19 protein-coding genes are annotated in these 17486 nt (G+C 47.6%); 5 read left to right on the forward strand and 14 right to left on the reverse strand.

The genetic code is table 11. The annotated features are described in order from the left end of the window. Nucleotides 1-84 precede the first annotated feature (84 nt). From OWQ48_00370 to OWQ48_00395, 6 genes are all read right to left on the reverse strand, one after another. Nucleotides 85-2868, reverse strand: coding sequence for a glycoside hydrolase (locus tag OWQ48_00370; protein MCY0867676.1), 2784 nt, complete (start codon nucleotides 2866-2868; stop codon nucleotides 85-87). A gap of 263 nt (nucleotides 2869-3131) precedes the next feature. Then, nucleotides 3132-3311 (reverse strand): hypothetical protein, encoded by a 180-nt coding sequence (locus OWQ48_00375; GenBank protein ID MCY0867677.1) that lies wholly within the window; start codon nucleotides 3309-3311, stop codon nucleotides 3132-3134. A gap of 25 nt (nucleotides 3312-3336) precedes the next feature. Next, nucleotides 3337-3483, reverse strand: coding sequence for a hypothetical protein (locus OWQ48_00380; GenBank protein ID MCY0867678.1), 147 nt, complete (start codon nucleotides 3481-3483; stop codon nucleotides 3337-3339). A 50-nt stretch (nucleotides 3484-3533) separates the two neighbouring features. Beyond that, a complete protein-coding gene (locus OWQ48_00385) occupies nucleotides 3534-3677 on the reverse strand; it encodes a hypothetical protein (protein ID MCY0867679.1) in 144 nt (47 codons plus the stop codon). Between the two features lie 142 nt (nucleotides 3678-3819). Next, complete coding sequence (locus OWQ48_00390; GenBank protein ID MCY0867680.1) at nucleotides 3820-5706, reverse strand: DUF87 domain-containing protein; 1887 nt, start codon at nucleotides 5704-5706, stop codon at nucleotides 3820-3822. 16 nt (nucleotides 5707-5722) lie between these two features. Continuing rightward, a complete protein-coding gene (locus OWQ48_00395; GenBank protein ID MCY0867681.1) occupies nucleotides 5723-5995 on the reverse strand; it encodes a hypothetical protein in 273 nt (90 codons plus the stop codon). A gap of 268 nt (nucleotides 5996-6263) precedes the next feature. On the opposite strand from OWQ48_00395, the gene OWQ48_00400 reads away from it, so the two are divergent. Both OWQ48_00400 and OWQ48_00405 read left to right on the forward strand, forming a co-directional pair. Further along, a complete protein-coding gene (locus OWQ48_00400) occupies nucleotides 6264-8066 on the forward strand; it encodes a DUF87 domain-containing protein (protein MCY0867682.1) in 1803 nt (600 codons plus the stop codon). A gap of 1 nt (nucleotide 8067) precedes the next feature. Beyond that, entirely contained in the window at nucleotides 8068-8379 is a 312-nt protein-coding gene (locus OWQ48_00405; protein ID MCY0867683.1) for a hypothetical protein, read from the forward strand. Here the strand turns inward: OWQ48_00405 and OWQ48_00410 are convergent. From OWQ48_00410 to OWQ48_00435, 6 genes are all read right to left on the reverse strand, one after another. After that, a complete protein-coding gene (locus OWQ48_00410) occupies nucleotides 8376-9488 on the reverse strand; it encodes a glycosidase (GenBank protein MCY0867684.1) in 1113 nt (370 codons plus the stop codon). The genes OWQ48_00405 and OWQ48_00410 overlap by 4 nt on opposite strands. A 58-nt stretch (nucleotides 9489-9546) precedes the next feature. Next, a complete protein-coding gene (locus OWQ48_00415) occupies nucleotides 9547-9954 on the reverse strand; it encodes a nucleotidyltransferase domain-containing protein (GenBank protein MCY0867685.1) in 408 nt (135 codons plus the stop codon). After that, complete coding sequence (locus tag OWQ48_00420; protein MCY0867686.1) at nucleotides 9941-10345, reverse strand: HEPN domain-containing protein; 405 nt, start codon at nucleotides 10343-10345, stop codon at nucleotides 9941-9943. The genes OWQ48_00415 and OWQ48_00420 overlap by 14 nt, the downstream gene beginning before the upstream one ends. A 114-nt stretch (nucleotides 10346-10459) precedes the next feature. Continuing rightward, nucleotides 10460-10771, reverse strand: coding sequence for a hypothetical protein (locus OWQ48_00425; protein MCY0867687.1), 312 nt, complete (start codon nucleotides 10769-10771; stop codon nucleotides 10460-10462). Between the two features lie 3 nt (nucleotides 10772-10774). Next, nucleotides 10775-11002: a DUF5622 domain-containing protein gene (locus OWQ48_00430; GenBank protein MCY0867688.1), complete on the reverse strand. Its 228-nt coding sequence runs from the start codon at nucleotides 11000-11002 to the stop codon at nucleotides 10775-10777. Between the two features lie 12 nt (nucleotides 11003-11014). Further along, a complete protein-coding gene (locus tag OWQ48_00435) occupies nucleotides 11015-11752 on the reverse strand; it encodes a GtrA family protein (protein MCY0867689.1) in 738 nt (245 codons plus the stop codon). A 201-nt stretch (nucleotides 11753-11953) separates the two neighbouring features. On the opposite strand from OWQ48_00435, the gene OWQ48_00440 reads away from it, so the two are divergent. Next, nucleotides 11954-13579, forward strand: coding sequence for an APC family permease (locus OWQ48_00440; protein MCY0867690.1), 1626 nt, complete (start codon nucleotides 11954-11956; stop codon nucleotides 13577-13579). Nucleotides 13580-13646: 67 nt separating this feature from the next. On the opposite strand, the gene OWQ48_00445 is transcribed toward OWQ48_00440, so the two are convergent. Beyond that, entirely contained in the window at nucleotides 13647-15320 is a 1674-nt protein-coding gene (locus OWQ48_00445) for a hypothetical protein (protein ID MCY0867691.1), read from the reverse strand. Between the two features lie 105 nt (nucleotides 15321-15425). On the opposite strand from OWQ48_00445, the gene OWQ48_00450 reads away from it, so the two are divergent. Continuing rightward, nucleotides 15426-16106 carry a cytidylyltransferase family protein gene (locus tag OWQ48_00450; protein MCY0867692.1) on the forward strand — a complete coding sequence of 227 codons (681 nt, stop codon included), beginning with the start codon at nucleotides 15426-15428 and terminating at the stop codon, nucleotides 16104-16106. Here the strand turns inward: OWQ48_00450 and OWQ48_00455 are convergent. Further along, nucleotides 16087-16824 carry a flavodoxin family protein gene (locus OWQ48_00455; protein MCY0867693.1) on the reverse strand — a complete coding sequence of 246 codons (738 nt, stop codon included), beginning with the start codon at nucleotides 16822-16824 and terminating at the stop codon, nucleotides 16087-16089. The two genes, OWQ48_00450 and OWQ48_00455, sit on opposite strands and share 20 nt — an antisense overlap. A 119-nt stretch (nucleotides 16825-16943) precedes the next feature. Here OWQ48_00455 and OWQ48_00460 point away from each other — a divergent pair, with 119 nt between their 5' ends. After that, nucleotides 16944-17429 (forward strand): NUDIX hydrolase, encoded by a 486-nt coding sequence (locus OWQ48_00460; GenBank protein MCY0867694.1) that lies wholly within the window; start codon nucleotides 16944-16946, stop codon nucleotides 17427-17429. Nucleotides 17430-17486: the final 57 nt, after the last annotated feature.

Consider the following 17486-nt stretch of genomic DNA (forward strand, 5'->3'; position numbering starts at 1 on the left):
TTCATCGGGGCCTAGAAAGCCTATGGTTCAAGCCCCTCTTTAACTTGTAGTAGTGGAGGGTTTCATGGAGGAAGAATTAAAAAACTAGTTGTAGCCGAATGTAGCTCTAGCATAAGCCCAGCTTGCAGTCGATATGCTTGCTTGAAGTTTAACTACATACTGCATTGTATACTTTACTAGATCCTGGCTACCAGTCCACTTTAATCCTTGTACTGGAGTGATTGACGCGTAAGCCCCTGATACAGAGTTATTGAAGCCAAATGTATTAGTATTCAAGGGACTGTTGAGTTGCACGAGCTTATTGCCGTAGAATAGATTGTTGTAGACGTCGACAGAGAAGCCTACTGCAGTGTAGAGGGTTCCATTAATAGTCCCCAGGTATGAGACATAGAGGTTTACTGAGGAATCGTAGAGCGTGTAGTACTTGTAGAAGTCTGGCTTCCCATCGCTATTGAGGTCTGGAGCATTAAGCTTTACTACAACCTTCTTTGCTGTAGTGTCACGGTAGACTGAAGCTAGAGTGTAAGAGACATTATAGTAGTTTTTACCTGTAGCTGTAAAGTAGTCGTCGGCGAAGAAGCCTACATGCGCATCCCTATACCAGATATCCCGCGTGGTTCCCCAGTAGACCATTGGGGCTCCAACAGCCATAAACACCTTGTTCAGAGTCTTATTGTACATGAAGATATAGGGTGCTGCCCCGCCTCTATCATCTATGAACACGAATAGATACTGGTTGTATATTACCACTTCTTTTCTTCCATCCCAGTCGAAGTCCCCGGTTATATAGGATGAAACAGTCACCTTTCCAGCTCTAACGTCGTCAAGCCATTTAGCTGCAGTTAAGAGGACGTTGACGAGTCTTAAGTGATTCCATATTGTGAGACCCCATCCAGGGGCATCGTGGAGGCCATCGCCATCCCAGTCGAAGTCGTCGTGCCAGGCTGTTTCGTAGAGCATGGCGTTTGCTGTTATAAGTGCAAGCCACCAGATCTCGTTTCTAGGTGTTGTATCGAAGAGTCCGCCGGGGGCTAGAAGCCTGTAGATAACTGTGTTGTTAGGGGAGCCGTTATAGGAGGTGTAGCCGAATACATCGCCGAGAGGCATTATCGTGTCAGGTAGATAGTAGTTTGGTTGTGTAACCCCGCTACCATACCACGCGAAGTTCTTCTCCACGGAGGTACCCCAGTACCAGCCGTCGTAAGCCCTCCTGTAGTCGTATGGGTAGCCTTGAACCCAGTCCTTAATGAATTTGTAGGTATCATAACCGCAGTAGTAGCCTGTTACAGGGCTCCACGCGCCGGAGTCAAGCCATCCTACGATTTCATCTGGTGTCACCACCTGGATCCACGGGTGCATGGCTATCCACGTCAAGGAGTTATTGTACCTGTAGGGTCCTCCTGAATCCCAGCCTGCTACCCCGGCAGCTTTCTCCCAGTCATCAGCGTACACGAAAACCATTTGCTGGTCGCTGTTAGTTGCAGCCCAGATATACTTCCTCCTTAAATCTATGTGGAGGCCTCCATCAGTGTTAGCAAGTATCAGCTGCTGTGTATCCCAGTCTATGAAGAACACGTAGAGGGTTCTCCCAGCGGTCTTCGAGGTATCATACTTGTGAGGCTTGTACGGGTTAGTGCCGGGACTCCACTCATCGTGATGAGTGTTCGCATCCAGGATTACAGCACGATAATACTTGCTTAGAGTGTAAGCTATACCAGTTCTCTCATCATCCCACGTTCTCTCGGGAACCCATGCTACTACTGGGTCGTATCCTAGAGTACTCTTAGTGTACAGTTTAGTAAAGTATGCTGAGGGGTCATTGAAGTTATCGTAGAAGTAGGCTGTGATATGCTCAGCCCAGACGCCTCCTAGTACTGTGGCAACACCCCTTGATACTATATTCTTCACGTAGCTTATGAAAAGGGGATCCCACCACAGGAAGCTGGCGATCAAAGTACCACTCATATGTATGGCTACAGGGATCCTCCTACCAGTCTTATTACTGAGGTAGTCATGCACAGAGAGAATGTAGCCGTAGCTGTTAACTGAGGATGGATTGTTAAGAGCCCGGTTATCTGTTAAATGCTGGTTGCCGTGGTGTACTAGTGATACTTTAGCTGTACCGCAGGCTGCATCACTGAATAATGCTCCACTCCACTCAGCTCTACCACTCCCCACGCTAATAGTATTAGGCATTACATCAGATATAATGCTTTCCCCACTAGTAGTAACCAGCGTGGATGCAACCTTCGCCCATACCCTCGTAGTATCACTCCAACCATAACTCGCTAGTATAGTCTTGGGGATCCCGACTTCAACAATATCCCACTGACTATTGAATGATACAAGGAGCCCGCTGTTTGAAGCCACCTTACTCCACTTGTAGTCATAGACTGTGTAGTGGGTGGAGCCGTATATAGCTATTGCTAGAACCCAGTGATAGTCTGACAGGTGAACTCCATACCCATTGAACTTAACGTAGTCTGGAACCCACTCCTGGTATCCCGGTGCACCAGCCCAGCCTATAAGAATGTACAGGTTTAACGCGTCACTTATACTACCACTAGATGCTACTTCAGCACCATAGGCTAAGTCCAAGAGGTCAATTCTCATGAAGACGTAGCTTGAGCCGACGAGATAGTACCAGGCGAGCAGGTCGCGGCTATCACTATAAGAGCTGTACGAGTCTAGCAGGTCACCTGCATAATCTAGTGCGTGACAGGAAGAGTAAGGCCAGTCGAAGCCTAATCCATCAACGCTCACCGGCTCACTTCCAGCTTGCACAATACCGGTCTTTAACGGGATTCCAGGCGTTAATATTAGTGCTACTAGGAGGAGGATTAGTATATTCCTAATATACCTCTTCATAACGTATACACCGGCACTAACTTAATGATATAGAATTTAGTATTAACAAGGGTTTATAAAAAAATTTACCACTAAAGGGGGCAGAACTAATCCAGGCTACTACATTACAGCTCTCTAGAATACTGGTACCTTCCGAAAAGTCTAAGGCCACTACTCTCTAAGCTTGCATCCTGCAGGATTTCACGCTGACCTCTATGAAGCCTCCTGTATTCTACTTAATCCTGTATTCTTATCAACAGGTGGTTGAAGCTGCAGGTAGAATTCTAGACTATTCTACGGGATTTCTTAAGCCACCAGCTGTAGGGTAGTTTACTCAACCTCTCTTTACTAACTACGTGTAAATCAATCATGAATGCAATGCTACCCAGCTTATCCTCTAGTATCCTAGATAAAAGTACATGGGTTTCGCGCTCACTAAGATTGCCTGGGATAGCGACCAGCATGTCTAGGTCGCTTGCACCTGTAACTCTAACCTTCTAGTATGCTACCGAACACGTAGACTTCTACATCTGGTATGACCTCCTTTAAAATATGTGCGTCAGTATACGATAATCTCTCCCGGCTACCTAGCACGTACCGCCGTCTAGACAACCATTCTCCAAGATCTCTCGACAATGCCTAGGATCTCCCCCGCTACATTAACTGTGATCTCTGCTTCCTCGCGGTCAATATTTAGAGCTCCATACTGCCCTATAATTACGGGGAGGCTCGAACCCAGACTTAACTATCAGGGCTTTCAAGGCTAGCTGGGCAGCAATCTCGTCTTCAACAACAGCTACATCAAGCCTTCTATCTGCAAGGTTACTTATAGCTGACTCCAGGTATCTTCTAGCTCGACTAAGTAGTAGTTCAGCTTACTCCACGCTCATGACGTAGAACCCCTAGGGGTCTAGGTGTATTGCTATCCTAGAACCCTAAATACTTGTTGTAAGCCATGTAGTTTAAAGTAGTCTACTCTACACGGTCTAGTTTAACTATTACTGGTGGAGGTGGTGGTTCACTAGGCTGGCCTGTAACCTTTAATACAGCGGTACCCACTGGTAGAGAGGTTAGTGTCTTCTCGAGGAGCCCAGCATAATCAGCGTCTATTGAGCTGAGCCTCCTGGCGTCTCCCCCAGCAACCTGGAAGACTACTTTCACGCCTGTATTAGTGAGTAGTGATTGAATTAAGTGTTCTGGTAGCTGGCCTGTATGCTGGTGTGCTATGACTAGGTGCAGCCCGTACTTTCTCGCCTCACTTAACACTGTGTCTAGGACTGGTAGATCCGAGATCAACTGGAACTCGTCGACTACGAGTAGCACGGGTGTCCTCGGCTCGCCTAGACGGGCTCTAGCTAGCACCTCATACCAAGTTTTCAATACTATTGTTGACGCTACTAGCCTGGCGAGCTCCTCCCCGAGGGATGCCTTGGGTGTAGAGAAGAGTGTTACTGAGGCGGGCTTCATGACATCTCTCATATCTATAGTTGTCCTGCTCGTCAGCTTCCTTAGGAGCTTGTCTCTAGCGTAGGGTTCAAGCCGTGAGAGCGCTGAGATCAATGACTGCCTCTGCATGCTTCTCAGGACAGCCACCTGCCTTCTCCACTCAGCGTCCCGCGTGTCCTCTAGGCTGCTTCTTCCCTCATAGAGTTCTAGTATAGTGTTGTAGACGTCGGCCATTGTAGGCGAGTCGCTCTTAGAGTACAGGTACCGTAATACAACTCTAAGGAGGTAGCGGACGTTTACAGCTGTAGCCATGAGCTTCAAGATATCCTCGAATATACTGAGTAGTACGTCTATAGCTACTGTCACAGCATGCTCACGATCCCTATGCCTGGGCAGGTCGAGCGGGTTCAAGCCGAATGGTGCTTCAAGAGGATCATAGAATCTCGCCTCAGGGATCATCGAGTGTAGCTCCCTCGACATATCCCCGTGGGGGTCTACTACTATGATGCCGACACTACTATTCTCTCTAACCCTGTACACTAAGAGCTTTAGGAAGCTGGTTTTACCACTCCCTGTCTGCCCCACCACGTAGACATGTCTAGCAAGGTCTCCAAGGCTTAATCTAACCTCTCTACCTGAAGGCGTCACCCCTATCCTGAAGGAGCTCGAGCTTCTTAACGGTACTGTCTCCGGGAGTAGCCTGCCTCTCGCGAAGTCCACTGGATGGAAGCTTGGATCCGGGAGGACTATGGAATCGTAGATAGCGCTCCCGCATGCAACAGGTATACTCCTCGTGAAGAGTTTATCAAGGAATTTGAACTTAAAGGGTTCAAGTAAGCCTGGTAGAGCCTCGAAGCCAGCCTTCTTCTCAACCCACTTTAATCTTGTTGATGATGCAGCTGATACAGCATCTTCAGCCTCACTTACAGTACTCTCACTGCTAGCTGCAATAGTTATTCTTAGACTCCACACCCCTCTCCCAGCTCTCTCTAGAATCAAGCGTGCCTCAACCCCGCCACCACGGCTCCCGCCTTCCAGCAGGCTACGGGCCTTCGAGCGGAAAATAGCGTCAAGCACATGATCTCTTGAAGCCCCAAGACAGAGGAGAACCGGGGGCTTCAGGGATACAGTCAAGCCGGGTGGATCAGTAATCACTGTATCCTTGAGCCAGAAGTCTCTTTCATCAGCCAGCCTGGCTTCCGCTACAAGTACCCTCTCCCCGAGAACCCCCTGCAGAATGCTGAAATCGTATCTTTCAACCACAGCGAGCTTCTGGAGAACTACTTCAGGCATTCTAGTCTCAATGATTACTTGAAGCCTTCCTCCAGTATTGAGAAGACAGTAGGTGAAGCGGTAGCCTAGGAGAGCCGGCTCAAACCTAGTGTTAATTCTAGGGAGAACCCGGTAGATCAATCCGAGGGCACTCTCTTCAAGCTATGAGAGTAGAGATTAGGACCCATAGGAAGGCTAGTAGTAGTGCTCCAGCAATCGAGCCGGCTACCAGCTTCTTCCCCTCCTCTACATCACCTAACACTATCTTTAAGACACCGTAAACCCCGGCACCTACTACTGCAACCCATGCAAGCCAGTAGATCCAGCTGAGTATTCTCGCTACAGCCTCCCCGATCCCCGGCGGAGGCTCCGGTGTAATCGTGATGGGTATAGAGTTGAATAGTAGGTCAGCTGAAATTTTATGCTTCACGTGAAACACCATGCTACATGCTCGTTAAGGGGTTAAATAATGAGGAGTACTACTAGGGTAGCAGAGGCCGGTTCCCCATCCCCGGTGGCGCGAAGGCTACTATACGCCTGCCGAGCTCAAAGCTGCATTAGTGGATATGGGGCGTCATTCCTCCTCTGAACTGCTTCTCCAATGGTACTTTCTCACGCTTCCCAGACACCTGAATTCTCTCTGAGAGGCTAGAGTAGTCTAGTATAGCATGTTATTTGACACTTCCTCCCAGTAGCTAGTGGTGTTTAAAGTGAAGTATTCGTGGTGGAGGTTGAAGGGTATTCCATTCTACTCCCTCAGTGATAGTGATAGAGATGTAGCTCTCAGCGAGTGGCTGGCAGTGATCTCCACGATTAAGAGCGGCGTAGTATTAGCGAGGAGGATTCCAGGCAGGTACAGGTACAAGGAGTTTGAGGTTGATACAGCTAGATACGAGTACTATGCTCTAGCCCCCATTGAAGTTGATCTCTCAAGGTTCTTTAATGCTGTAAGAGAAGAGCCCTTGAGACCCGGGGTTGCCGGGTTAAGAGGCTTCAAGACCCTAGTACTCGAGAGCGGGGAGCTTGCCCGAGTCTACGTAGCATTCAAGTTTCCTCTACAGCTGCCTGAAGGATTCACCTACATGCTTCTAGCAGCCTGTGATGAAGTCGCATTGGTATTCGAGAGAACCCCTAGGGCTAGAGCTCTCTCAATAGCGGACTCCCTGAGGAGGAGAAGAATGGGGATTATAGGCGTGAGGGAGGAGGCTAGTGTTGAGCTAGCAGGAGAACTCGCCTCGAGGGTTATAGAGGGAGCAGAACTCTACGTATTCTACCTGCTCTTAGTTCTAAAGGCATCCAGCACGAAGGTACTGGAAGAGAGAACAGAAGTCTTGGAGAGCACGCTTAGAGGATACAGTATTGAAGCTGAAGCACCACCACTACAGCCTCAACTCTACAGCTTCAAGGCTCCCGGGTTCCCCCTGCAGTTAGAGGAGAGGTATACTGATACATTCTCGCTTAAACCATTCTTTCCTTTAATAGACGAGGAGTTAAACGATGAAGGCGGAGTCTTCCTCGGTGTTTCAAGCGCTCAGTCACCCGTGGTATTAGACTTGTGGAGCAAGCCTAACTTAAACTTCACTATTCTAGGTGTATCAGGTTCAGGTAAATCAATGACCGTGAAGATCTTCTTGAAGAGACTGCGCGAGCAGCATCCCAGCATAGTCTACATGGGCGTGGACCCTGAAAGCGAGTACACTAGGGTAGCAGGGGTTCTCAGGGCTACTGCAATCGAGATCAGGGAGGGCTGGAAGCTAGGCTTGGATCCAGTTAAACTAATGCTTGAAGGTGTACTGGAGCTAGGGCAGGTTGCAGACCTGCTCTCAGAGCTCTACGCTATACCCCCTAAGCTCCAGGGGTTACTGAGAAAGGAGCTCTTCTTGAAGGCTGAGCTAGCTGGAGGTATAGAGGGGTTTGTAGAAGCCATTGAGAACAAGCAGCTCAAGAGGCTTCTAGAGGGTGCAGTAGCACCTCCAGACGTCTACGTTTATGAAGGCACAGCCCCTGAAATAGGAGGTTCAGCTATCTTCGGCTTAGCAAGCGTGAGATCAAAGAGGCTTAAGGTACTTATAAGCGCGTTAATGAGTGCTTACGCATCGAATAAACTGCTCGCTGGAGTACGCAGGTCAGTTCTATTCATTGACGAAGCCTGGCTCTTCACTGAAACACCCTCAGTGATGAGCCTGGTTGAGAATGCTGCTAGAAGAGGGAGAAAGCATGGTGTAGCCTTCATATATGTCACGCAGAGAGCTGAGGATCTAGCTCGGACACCACAAGGCAGGAGTATTCTAGAGCAGTCAGCTACAGTGTTAATCTTAAGGCAGGAGCCGGAGGGTAGGGATACAGTTAAAACAGTATACAGGCTCAGCGAGACTGAAGCCGATATGCTGGTTAATGCTCCACCAGGCTACGGGCTCCTCAAGGCTGGAGATAAGAGGTTGTTCACGAGGATACTGGCTACAAGAGAAGAGTTAGAGCTGTTTTCAACTAGAGGTGTCTAGAGTGAAGGCTAGGCTACACCGCTTCGTGTACCTTGAGGAGGTATCCCTGCTAGACGAGAGGCTGGTAGGCTCGCTAAGACTCAGGAGCACTCTACTTTTAGCCCCAGGTATAATACTACTGCACTCATGGCTTACTACGGGCTCGCTAGGCTCTCTTCTCTTAAGTATTATGCTAGCCTCCCTCGCTTTCCTTGATGCAGTATACCCTAGGAGAACCATGCCTCCACTTCAACTGCTAGCAGCATACACCTACACAACCATTAAGCTACTATACTACCCGCCTACGAAAAGAACTCGAGTCCCTAAAGACTAACCAATCCTTCCCTTATCCAGCTCGCTCTCCAGCTCTGCTAGGTCTAATCTACCAAATCCAATCACGTAGTCGCCGGCACCGTAGGATATGTAGACTTCATCTTTCTCTCGGAGAACCCCGCAGGGGAAGATCGTGTAGGGTCTATCACCGAATACCTCGTAGAGTTCCCTCGGCTCCATAATATACCTGGGTGTAACAGCTGTAACAGCCACCTCGCTTCCCCTCAACTCTAGTTCAATAGCGAGTAAACGGTAGGCTTTAAGCTCTCTATCAACTGCGTGCAGGAAGACTATAATCCTGCCATTAGAGGCTGTAATCGGAGGCGTTGACCATCCAAGCTTCTCCTCCCACGGGGAGGGTTTTAAGACCTCTATGTTGTCAACGAGAGCTACCTCAAGCATACCACCTACCCTTGTGTAGCCTCCCTCCCTGCCCACTAGAAGGTAGTGTTGCTCGTCATCCATGTACGGCCGGTGGAAGAAGTACGTGTAGCCGTCATATTTGAATGCAAATGCATCTTTATTGCTTACTACATTTCCATGCTGCTCCGCTGGCAGCTTATGCACATACATCTTCACCCACTCTCTACTACCAGCCTCCTTGACAGCTGTTACAGGTAGAGTTTTATCGAAGCGTGCTGACGGGTCGAGGTAGCTTACCGTTCTACCAGTATACGTCATGTACAGTTTACCATCGGTAAAGTATACTCTGGGATCCTCAGCACCCCATAAGTCATACCTTGTAGATGGGTATACTACTAGTCTAGCAGTATAACGATTGTAATTCACGCCCCCGTTCTCCAGGTCATCGAAGGGTACTGCTAGCTCGATAATACCCGACACATACATGTAGTAGCCGCTTATGATCCTAGCGTAAACGTATATTTGCGAGCCCAGCTTAATCATCGAGGAATTAAAGACTGCAGGAGGATGGATTACCGGGTAGTTATCCATGTAGACTCTATCAGGTGATATAATACCTATCCTCTTCACTATATCCCTGGTCTCGTTTACTCTTAAACTACTAGCTTCAGCTGAGCCTGCAGCAAGAGGGAATCGCATGCTAGTAGTATTACTCAATGAATAATCAACCTCCAGCCTGGCATCCACTATGAAATATAGTCCACTCTAGCATTTAAAACCCAGTTAGCTTAGGCTCTCCGAGCAGCTACAGCTTATCTGGTAGTATTACCGTGGTATGCGTTCTTCTTAACCCTTTCTCTCTGAGTTCACGGTATTTTTCCAATAGAATTTCATACTCGCTAGTTGAATACAGTACTATACCTTCCTCAATAGCGTTAACTATGATAGGGTTACCCTTGGAGAGCATTTGAACAGCTTCCTCCAGGGTATAGGGATGTGGTTCTATGTTAAGCACTGTGTCTCCTAGAAGGTCTAGAATGATCTTGATTCTATCAAGGTACTTGTTCTCAAAGTCAGCAATGATCAATAAATCGTAGTCACTCCACGGTACCCAGTCTCCGCGAGCTCTTGAACCAAATAATATTATCGCCTTCGGTTTAAATCTCTCCACAAGCATTCCGACTATCTTTTGTAGTTCATCAGCTACTACCATCTAGCAATCTCCTGGCATATTCTACTATTTCTTCAGCAGCCTTAATAGCTCTACTTGATGTATCCTCATCGTAGGCTTCATGAGGAGCACCAGCTGGATGAGCATTCGGATACCTGGATGGAATGTAGTGTCTATCGAGTTCCCTAGCGTTATTTAGAAGGATAGGGTTGGCATTTTCCCTCCTTCTCTCAAAATACCTCTCGAGAAGTACGCGTACACTATGACCCCATGGAGCCTCATTCACACTATACAATAGTGCTTTAACAGCTTTTTCTGCTGCTTGATGAGAGTAGAATGCTGCGGCATTATATCTCCTCTCTCTGTGAAGTATTCTAGCTGTCTCTAAATCCCACAGTGCTTCATCAAGCCATCTGCGGGCCTCTTCCTTCAAGCACGCCACCTCAATACAATAATTTTGTTGGTTTATGAGGGTTTACAAGATTCACCTTTAGACTATTATTGAGGATACCATTATATTCTGCTAGTACTAGTGTTTGATCTATATTTATCTGCTGGCTGCTTCTACCTGACTATCTACTTGCTCTAGCTTAGAGTGTACTTTGGCTGCCAGCTCCTGGATTGACTTGGCGAAGATGTAGAGGCCCCTTGGCTCGTATTCTATCTCCTTGCAGTCAAAGGAACTTGCTGCATCAGCTCTAACCAGCTTCCCGTAAACGTGCTCGCCACGCGTTTTAGGCAGGCAGAGTATATACTTGCGTGAAGCTATGGATGCAATGAATAGTATATGGGATCCCTGATCCTCTGAGATAACTCTCTCGAAAAATTTCTCCAGTTCTTTTCTCACAGGATTCTCCAAGCTTTAAACCTCGTGAAGGAGGTTTCTCACAGCCTGGGGTAGTGCATCCTCGCTTAAGACTACTGCGCTCGCCGGGGGCTTTACTGTTTTAACATTCATCACAATGTACCTGGAGGGATCACTTAAATCTAGCTCCTGCTTCTTCTTCAACCTAATATTGAGGACTCTCACCTTAACGTACACTCCATCACTCCTCTTAACGTAGATGTACTTGCCGTGCTTCAAGCCCATAGCCGCCACCTCTTAAATCCTGTCTCTGCTCCACGTATACACGTATCCTAATATAAAACTTATAGTGAAGCCTGCTATAATACCTGCTAGCTGTCCAAGCCAGAAGGGAGTTTTAAGGTAGACTGGTAGCAGGGTTGAGAGTAGCGCCTGCATAATCCAGCTAGCTACACTGGCTGCATGATACCTAGCAAGCCTTGAAAACCTATCGAGCAGGCTGCTCTTAAGGCCGGCACCTCTGAAAGTCCAAGCTTCATTAAGAGCATAGTTCCACATGACGCTTGACTCGAATCCAATAGTGGATGCAGCAGGGTTTACTATGAATGGGTCTCCGCGAATTGATCTATGCGCTAGTTCCGCTGCAAGCAGGTTCACGAGAACCCCGATCCCGTTGACAGTGATAAACTTTAAGAACCGGTCGATCTCAGATAACGGTAGAGCTAGTATTCGGGGAAGCCTGCGATTGTATAGTTCTAGCTTTACCTTCCACCCTGGTTCGAATACTCTCACTTCTACTCCACTTACATCTAGCGGTATTGAGTCACCTGCAGTCGTAGTAAACCCTATTATAATGCCGCCACAATAATAGTAAACAGGGATCTTGAGTAGCTTGAATAGAATTCTATCAAGAATATTCAATCTCAGTGTTATTAGAGCAGGAGCTTCACCAGGATGAAACCCCTTGAATAAATCCTCTAAGCCTTCTTCAACGTAGAATTTAACTCCATTTCTCTCTGAAACCACCTTAAACACTCATCCCACCTTGATTCATCCTCACTACTCAAAGTTTACTCTCACCTGTGAAATAAGTGTTTACTGCACCACGCTACTATATTCTAGTAAGCCCCGCTGCGAGCCCTGTTAAACCCTGACATAGTAAAACAGTAGAAAACCTTATTTAGAATCCCAGCTACTCATACTACATGAGACTCTAGGTATTAGAGGTGTTGGCTGGTGAACGAGGAGGAGTCTTTCCTAGTTTTCAGAGCGTATCTTCTTCGAAGAGAGTTCACTCTACTCGACGTGTTTCTATGGGTTATCGCTGCTCCTCTGGCTTCAGGCCTCATCTACTACTCTGTTTCAGCTGTGGGATTCCACGGCTATTATGGTGGTGTAGTCTACCTAGCATTCCTGCTGGGTGGGGTAATCTTCCTCCCTATAACCCTGGCATTCATGGTTACTGCTTCCTCACTGCCTCGTAGTGCATCCCCCTATGTTCTATCAACTAGAAGTCTAAGTGTTCTCGCAGGATACATTGCTACAGTAGTATACTTGTTTATTAGTGGAGGCTTGCTGAGCATAGGCTTCCTAGCTTTTTCATCTATTGGTGTTATAGGCGATGGGTTAATTCTAGGCGGCTACATTAGTGGCAGTAGGATTCTAGCTGGTTTAGGCGAGTACTTAAAGAACCCGGCTATTGCGTTTATCTCTACCCTGGTTGTCTTCACGATCCTATTCTTCGCTGAATCCTATGGGAGGAGGATGGTGAAGATACTATTATATGCCTCTACAATCACACCGCTCGTGATCTATCTAGCCGTATTGCTATCCATGTACCCCTTCTCTAACAGCGTGTTTAAGAGCAACTGGGATAAACTATTCAATAACTCATACCAGGCAATCATAAGTATAGCTCTACAGGGCGGGGTAGTTAATGGAAGCATTGTAGAGCCCTTAAAACCTGTTGACATGTGGAGTGGAACTATAAGCTTAGTTACAATGGCTATGTGGGCTTACATGGGTGTAGAGGCGGCTAGTTTTATAGCTAGTGAAGTCAAGGATCCCTCTAGAACATATCGTAGAGGATATATTGCAGGCTACCTGCTACTCCTAGCTATCTATACTTCTACGCCAGTAGCTATTACTTCTCTAGCAGGCTACGACTTCCTAGCTGCATACTCGTACCTCTACCATAGCAACCCTGTTCTACTGAAGAGCCTGATGAGGGTTGAAGGCCCTCTCCCCAGCCCCAGTATGGTGACCGTTATATCAGTCTACACTAACAGCGTCTTCTCAACCATGCTATTCACTATCACGGCTTTTCTACTATACTTTGATACACTGCTGGTGACATGGGTGAGTGCTGTGAGAATACTGTTCACTTTAAGTGAGGACCACTTAATGCCTAGACTTCTCAGTAAGGTGTCGAGGAAGTATAGTGTTCCATTCTACTCGAATCTTCTAATATACATTCTCTCAGTAGTTGTCGCTCTGCTAACCGTGTACATTAGATCTCAGCCAGCCCTAGAGCATGCTTTCCTGCGGTACATGAACTTAGGGTACGCTGTCTTCGTAGCTATCATAGGGCTCTCGCTAGTAAACATCCCGCTGGCTTCTAGGAGTCTACGTGGATGGTTTAAGCATATGAGAGAGTGGCAGCTTCGATTCCTAGGCCTCATAGTATTCATTACTGGATTCCTGATGGCCGGCTTCGATCTCATGTGGTTCTCGCTGAGGGATCTAGCTGTCATATCAGTTATCCTCACGGGAGTAGTCGCCTCATACATCGCGGTCACAGGGTACATGAAGCGGAGGGGAGTAGTGTACGAGGAACTCGTATCCAGGGTTCCGCAAATGTAGCTTCCAGCGTAGTGGCTGCCTCCTAGGCTGAATGGTAGTGGCTGGTCAGCTAGAAGCGGTACTCCACCTATGAGCGTTTAACAGGCTCCTCTACGACGCTTAATACTGGTGCCCCCATGCCTTCAAGTGACTCCAGCATTACACGGAGTCTTCTCTCGCCAAGGGTGATTTCAACGGGTGTTATTGAGGCTGCAACATACACCTGGTTTGCGAGCACTATACTAGCATACAGCTTAGAGTACAATCCATCGATGTTCAACGGCTTATTACGGTGGCCTACGTACACGCATATAGTTTTATCCCTGCAGGCATTCAGGGTAACCCACGCGTTAAACGCTTTCTTATCAGCTGTCACTAATACCACAATCTCCTCGCTTAACACGTGTTTAGCAACTACTATTGAAGCCTCGCAGGGCTGGCTTACAGCCGGGATGTGTACTCCCCTGTAGCGCTGCTTGATTTCGTCGGCAGCCCTGTTGGCTAACAGCGCCATTATATAAGAGTACCTGAGTACTCCAGTAGCTCCACTTGATACCTCCGCGACCTTACCGTTTATCTCTGCTTCAGCGCATACAGGAATGTAGATTCTAACCCCTTCAATCGGCCCCCACGGCCTCCCGCTTCTTATACTCGCTTTAAGCAGCACCATGTGCAGCCCTTGATAGAACATGTTGGTGTCAGGGAGTAGTGCTACAGGCTTACCCAGCTTCTTGTATAATTCGATTAGGAGGCTGTGGATCTTCCACCCCTCGAAGTCCCTGGCTTCAGAGCCTTCAACTTCTCTTGCTATTAAGTCTACTGCACCAGTATACCTCTGGAACTGCATGAGTACTCTTTCAATAAGGGATTTATCGATGTCAGGGTGGTTCTCGTGGACTATATCAACTAAATGCTTCCAGTTACTCATGAGCATATTAACTGAATCCTCGTTTAACCCCTCGGAGACCTTGAATGAAACCATTTTCTTTCTCTCGCCGCTGACAGGGTTCACAGCGTTCACAGATAGCACTGGCGACTCCCCTGAAACATCTACTCTAGACTCCCCGCCAAGCCTCTCAGCTATTCTAGTGGCTGCTAGGCTGTTTACAAGCCGGGAGATACTCTCGAAGATACCTAGACTCCCCCTCCATTGTATTTTACCTCCAGCTGGCTGCGTGTAAGAGAGCATGCCTGGGAGACTGTAATCTACACTAGGGGACAGCGCACCGGCTCGAGCAGTATTATCGTAGATGTAGACTTTGTGCATCCACCTAGGGCTTCCAGGGTACTGCGGGAGCTCTGGGAGAGGCACTACATCCACGAAGGTATACGTCACCAGGGGTGAACTACCCTGTCTATCTAGTGCTTCACGGAGCGTGATGGCGAAGGAGCCTGTTGTGAGAGTTAAATCCACGTATATGCTTCTAGCTTTCTCGCCAACACCTTTCACGAGGTGCGCTAGAATAATGGAGTTCTCGAAGACACTATCCCGTAGAATACTCCTGTATACAGCGTTATCAACGTATACATTAATATCTCTAAATAACTCCCGGTTAAGCGAGCGGTACACGTCGTCGACGAGCTCTCTCCTCGTGAGAACAACAAAGTCTAGTACCCCTAGCTCCTCGCTTAACCTGTTAACTACTGTAGCAGTACTCCACGGTGAAGTTAAAACCGGTACAATCGATAAACTCCCGCCATGGAAATCCTTCGAGCTAAGAAACTCGAGTAGCTGGCTAATGTAGCCTCCAGTGGCCTCCATTAAGAAACACCCTTAATACTCAACAGTCTTTACAGGTTAAATATCCCAGTGCACTCGTCACGTGAATTTAGTGTTAGACTGCTAAATATACTAGGGGTGTGCTTATTGGAGGAGTGCGAGCGGATTAAAGCCTACATATATAACGTGGAGCAAGCTCTCAAGCAGGTAGACAAGGAGAGGCTCAACCAGTATAAGACTATAGTAGAGCTTGCAGAAGCGTACACTAGTGACGCAAAATACTACCTGGATAGAAAGGACTGCTTCACTAGTCTTGCATGCATAGCCTACGCTGAAGGCCTTCTCGATGCTCTCAGGCATCAAGGTGCTTTATCATTCGAGTGGAAGCCTCTCACCCAGCTACTCAAAAGACCTAGAGTCCTTGTTGCAGGCAGCTTCGATATACTTCACCCAGGCCACATACACCTGCTTCGAGAAGCCTGGAGACTGGGAGAGGTCTACGTTATCGTCTCAAGGGATAAGAATTTCAAGAGGTTTAAGGGAAGGAAGCCTCTTCTCAGCGAGAATGAGAGGCTTTTAATGATCGAGAGCGTCAAGTACGTCTCGAAAGCAGTCCTCGGTGATGAAGAAGACTTTCTCAAGCCTATTGAAGAGTTGAAGCCTGACATAATACTTTTAGGCCCCGACCAGTGGTTAACCCCCGGTGAGCTGAAGAAGCTGCTAGAGGAGAGAGGCCTTTCAGACATCAAGGTAGAGAGGTTGGAGTCAAAGCTTAACGAGTGGAGTTCCAGCGGGATTATCGAGAGGATTAAACGCGAGCACTGCTGAGTAGAAACTCCAGCTTCTTTAATCTCTCTCCTCTAACTCCTCTAGCACCGGCTTCACTCGAGTACTTGAGTACCAGCTCTCTGAGCTCGCGGGTGTTGACTGAGGGGTTGTATCCAATGTGCCTCCCGTACTCCATTAAAGCTCTCGCTGTCTCTACAACTATGTAGCCGACATTATATGCATCTCTGAGGGCTTGCTCATCGTCAGCTATGTTCTCTGAGTGACTGTAAGCCATGCTCCACGGCACTATATGTACTCCCATGCTGTTTAAGACTACAGCTAGATAAGATATAGCCATCATAACCCCGCTGTCGAGCCCGGTGGCTATGAAGCCTGCTACTTTTCCTTCCAGAAGACTCCTTCCCTCGTGAAATATCATGTTCTCTAAGCTTGTCAATCTGTCAATGAAGTTCTTTAGCACACCGCTGGGAGCATACCAGTAGACTGGTGTTGATACTATAAGCCCGTGAGAGTTTAGCAGTCTCCTAGCAATACTATTGAAGTCGTCATCGTTGACTATGCACGGGAACCTGCAGTATTTGACGTTGTCTGAAACACACCCCAGGCAGGGCTTGATGCTATACTCGTAGAGGTTTACGATCTCGTAGGTTCCACCTGCATCTTCAACGCCTTTAGCTGCAATCCTAGCTAGCTGCATCGAAGAGCCGTATCTACGGGGAGATCCATTAATTATTAGCACGTGAGGACTACCCTTCATTTAAGCCACCTCCGTGAACTCGGCTTTAAGCAGCCACCATGAATAGGATCTTTAAAGGTTACTTCCAGGCTTAAATAATTTCACGTTTATCCATGTAGAAGCAGCATAGGCGTTGAAGCATGGAGAGAATCTACCCGCGTTTCGCTCTAGGAGCTGTTGGAGCAGTCCTGGTAAAAGAGGATAGAATGCTTTTAGTAAAGAGGGGGAGTCCACCAGGCAGGGGTTTATGGAGTCTACCGGGAGGGCTAATTAAGCCTGGTGAGAGAGTGGGGGAGGCAGCTAGAAGAGAGCTGAGAGAGGAGACAGGACTGGATGGAGAGCCTCTTGGAGTAATATATGTACTCAATAATGTTGTCCTGGATCAAGAGGGGAGTGCTAGATACCACTATATAATCCTAGATGTCTTATTCGACCCTGATAGCATTAAAGGAGAACTTAAAGCAGGCAGCGACGCACTTGACGCTAAGTGGTTCTCTCTTCCTGAAATTCTAGCTGGTAAAGGAGTCTCTAGAATAGTATTAAAGCTTGTTCACCGCATGCTTAGCAGCGGGTTAAGCTACATACCATTAGAGTATGTTGAGAACATAGTGTCTGAAAGCAGCTAGAGAAAACAGCGCTCCCCAAAGGTTATTTAATTCGAGGCGGCAGCCAGGCTGAGTATT

Origin of the sequence: Desulfurococcus sp. (assembly GCA_026626905.1) — an archaeon.
Lineage (GTDB): Archaea > Thermoproteota > Thermoprotei_A > Sulfolobales > Desulfurococcaceae > Desulfurococcus.

Coding starts and splice junctions, on each gene's coding strand:
- OWQ48_00455 (MCY0867693.1), bottom strand. CDS start 16,824: ATGAAGGGTAGTCCTCACGTGCTAATAATTAATGGATCTCCCCGTAGA.
- OWQ48_00460 (MCY0867694.1), top strand. CDS start 16,944: ATGGAGAGAATCTACCCGCGTTTCGCTCTAGGAGCTGTTGGAGCAGTC.
- OWQ48_00430 (MCY0867688.1), bottom strand. CDS start 11,002: ATGGGCTTGAAGCACGGCAAGTACATCTACGTTAAGAGGAGTGATGGA.
- OWQ48_00375 (MCY0867677.1), bottom strand. CDS start 3,311: ATGCTGGTCGCTATCCCAGGCAATCTTAGTGAGCGCGAAACCCATGTA.
- OWQ48_00370 (MCY0867676.1), bottom strand. CDS start 2,868: ATGAAGAGGTATATTAGGAATATACTAATCCTCCTCCTAGTAGCACTA.
- OWQ48_00415 (MCY0867685.1), bottom strand. CDS start 9,954: ATGGTAGTAGCTGATGAACTACAAAAGATAGTCGGAATGCTTGTGGAG.
- OWQ48_00445 (MCY0867691.1), bottom strand. CDS start 15,320: ATGGAGGCCACTGGAGGCTACATTAGCCAGCTACTCGAGTTTCTTAGC.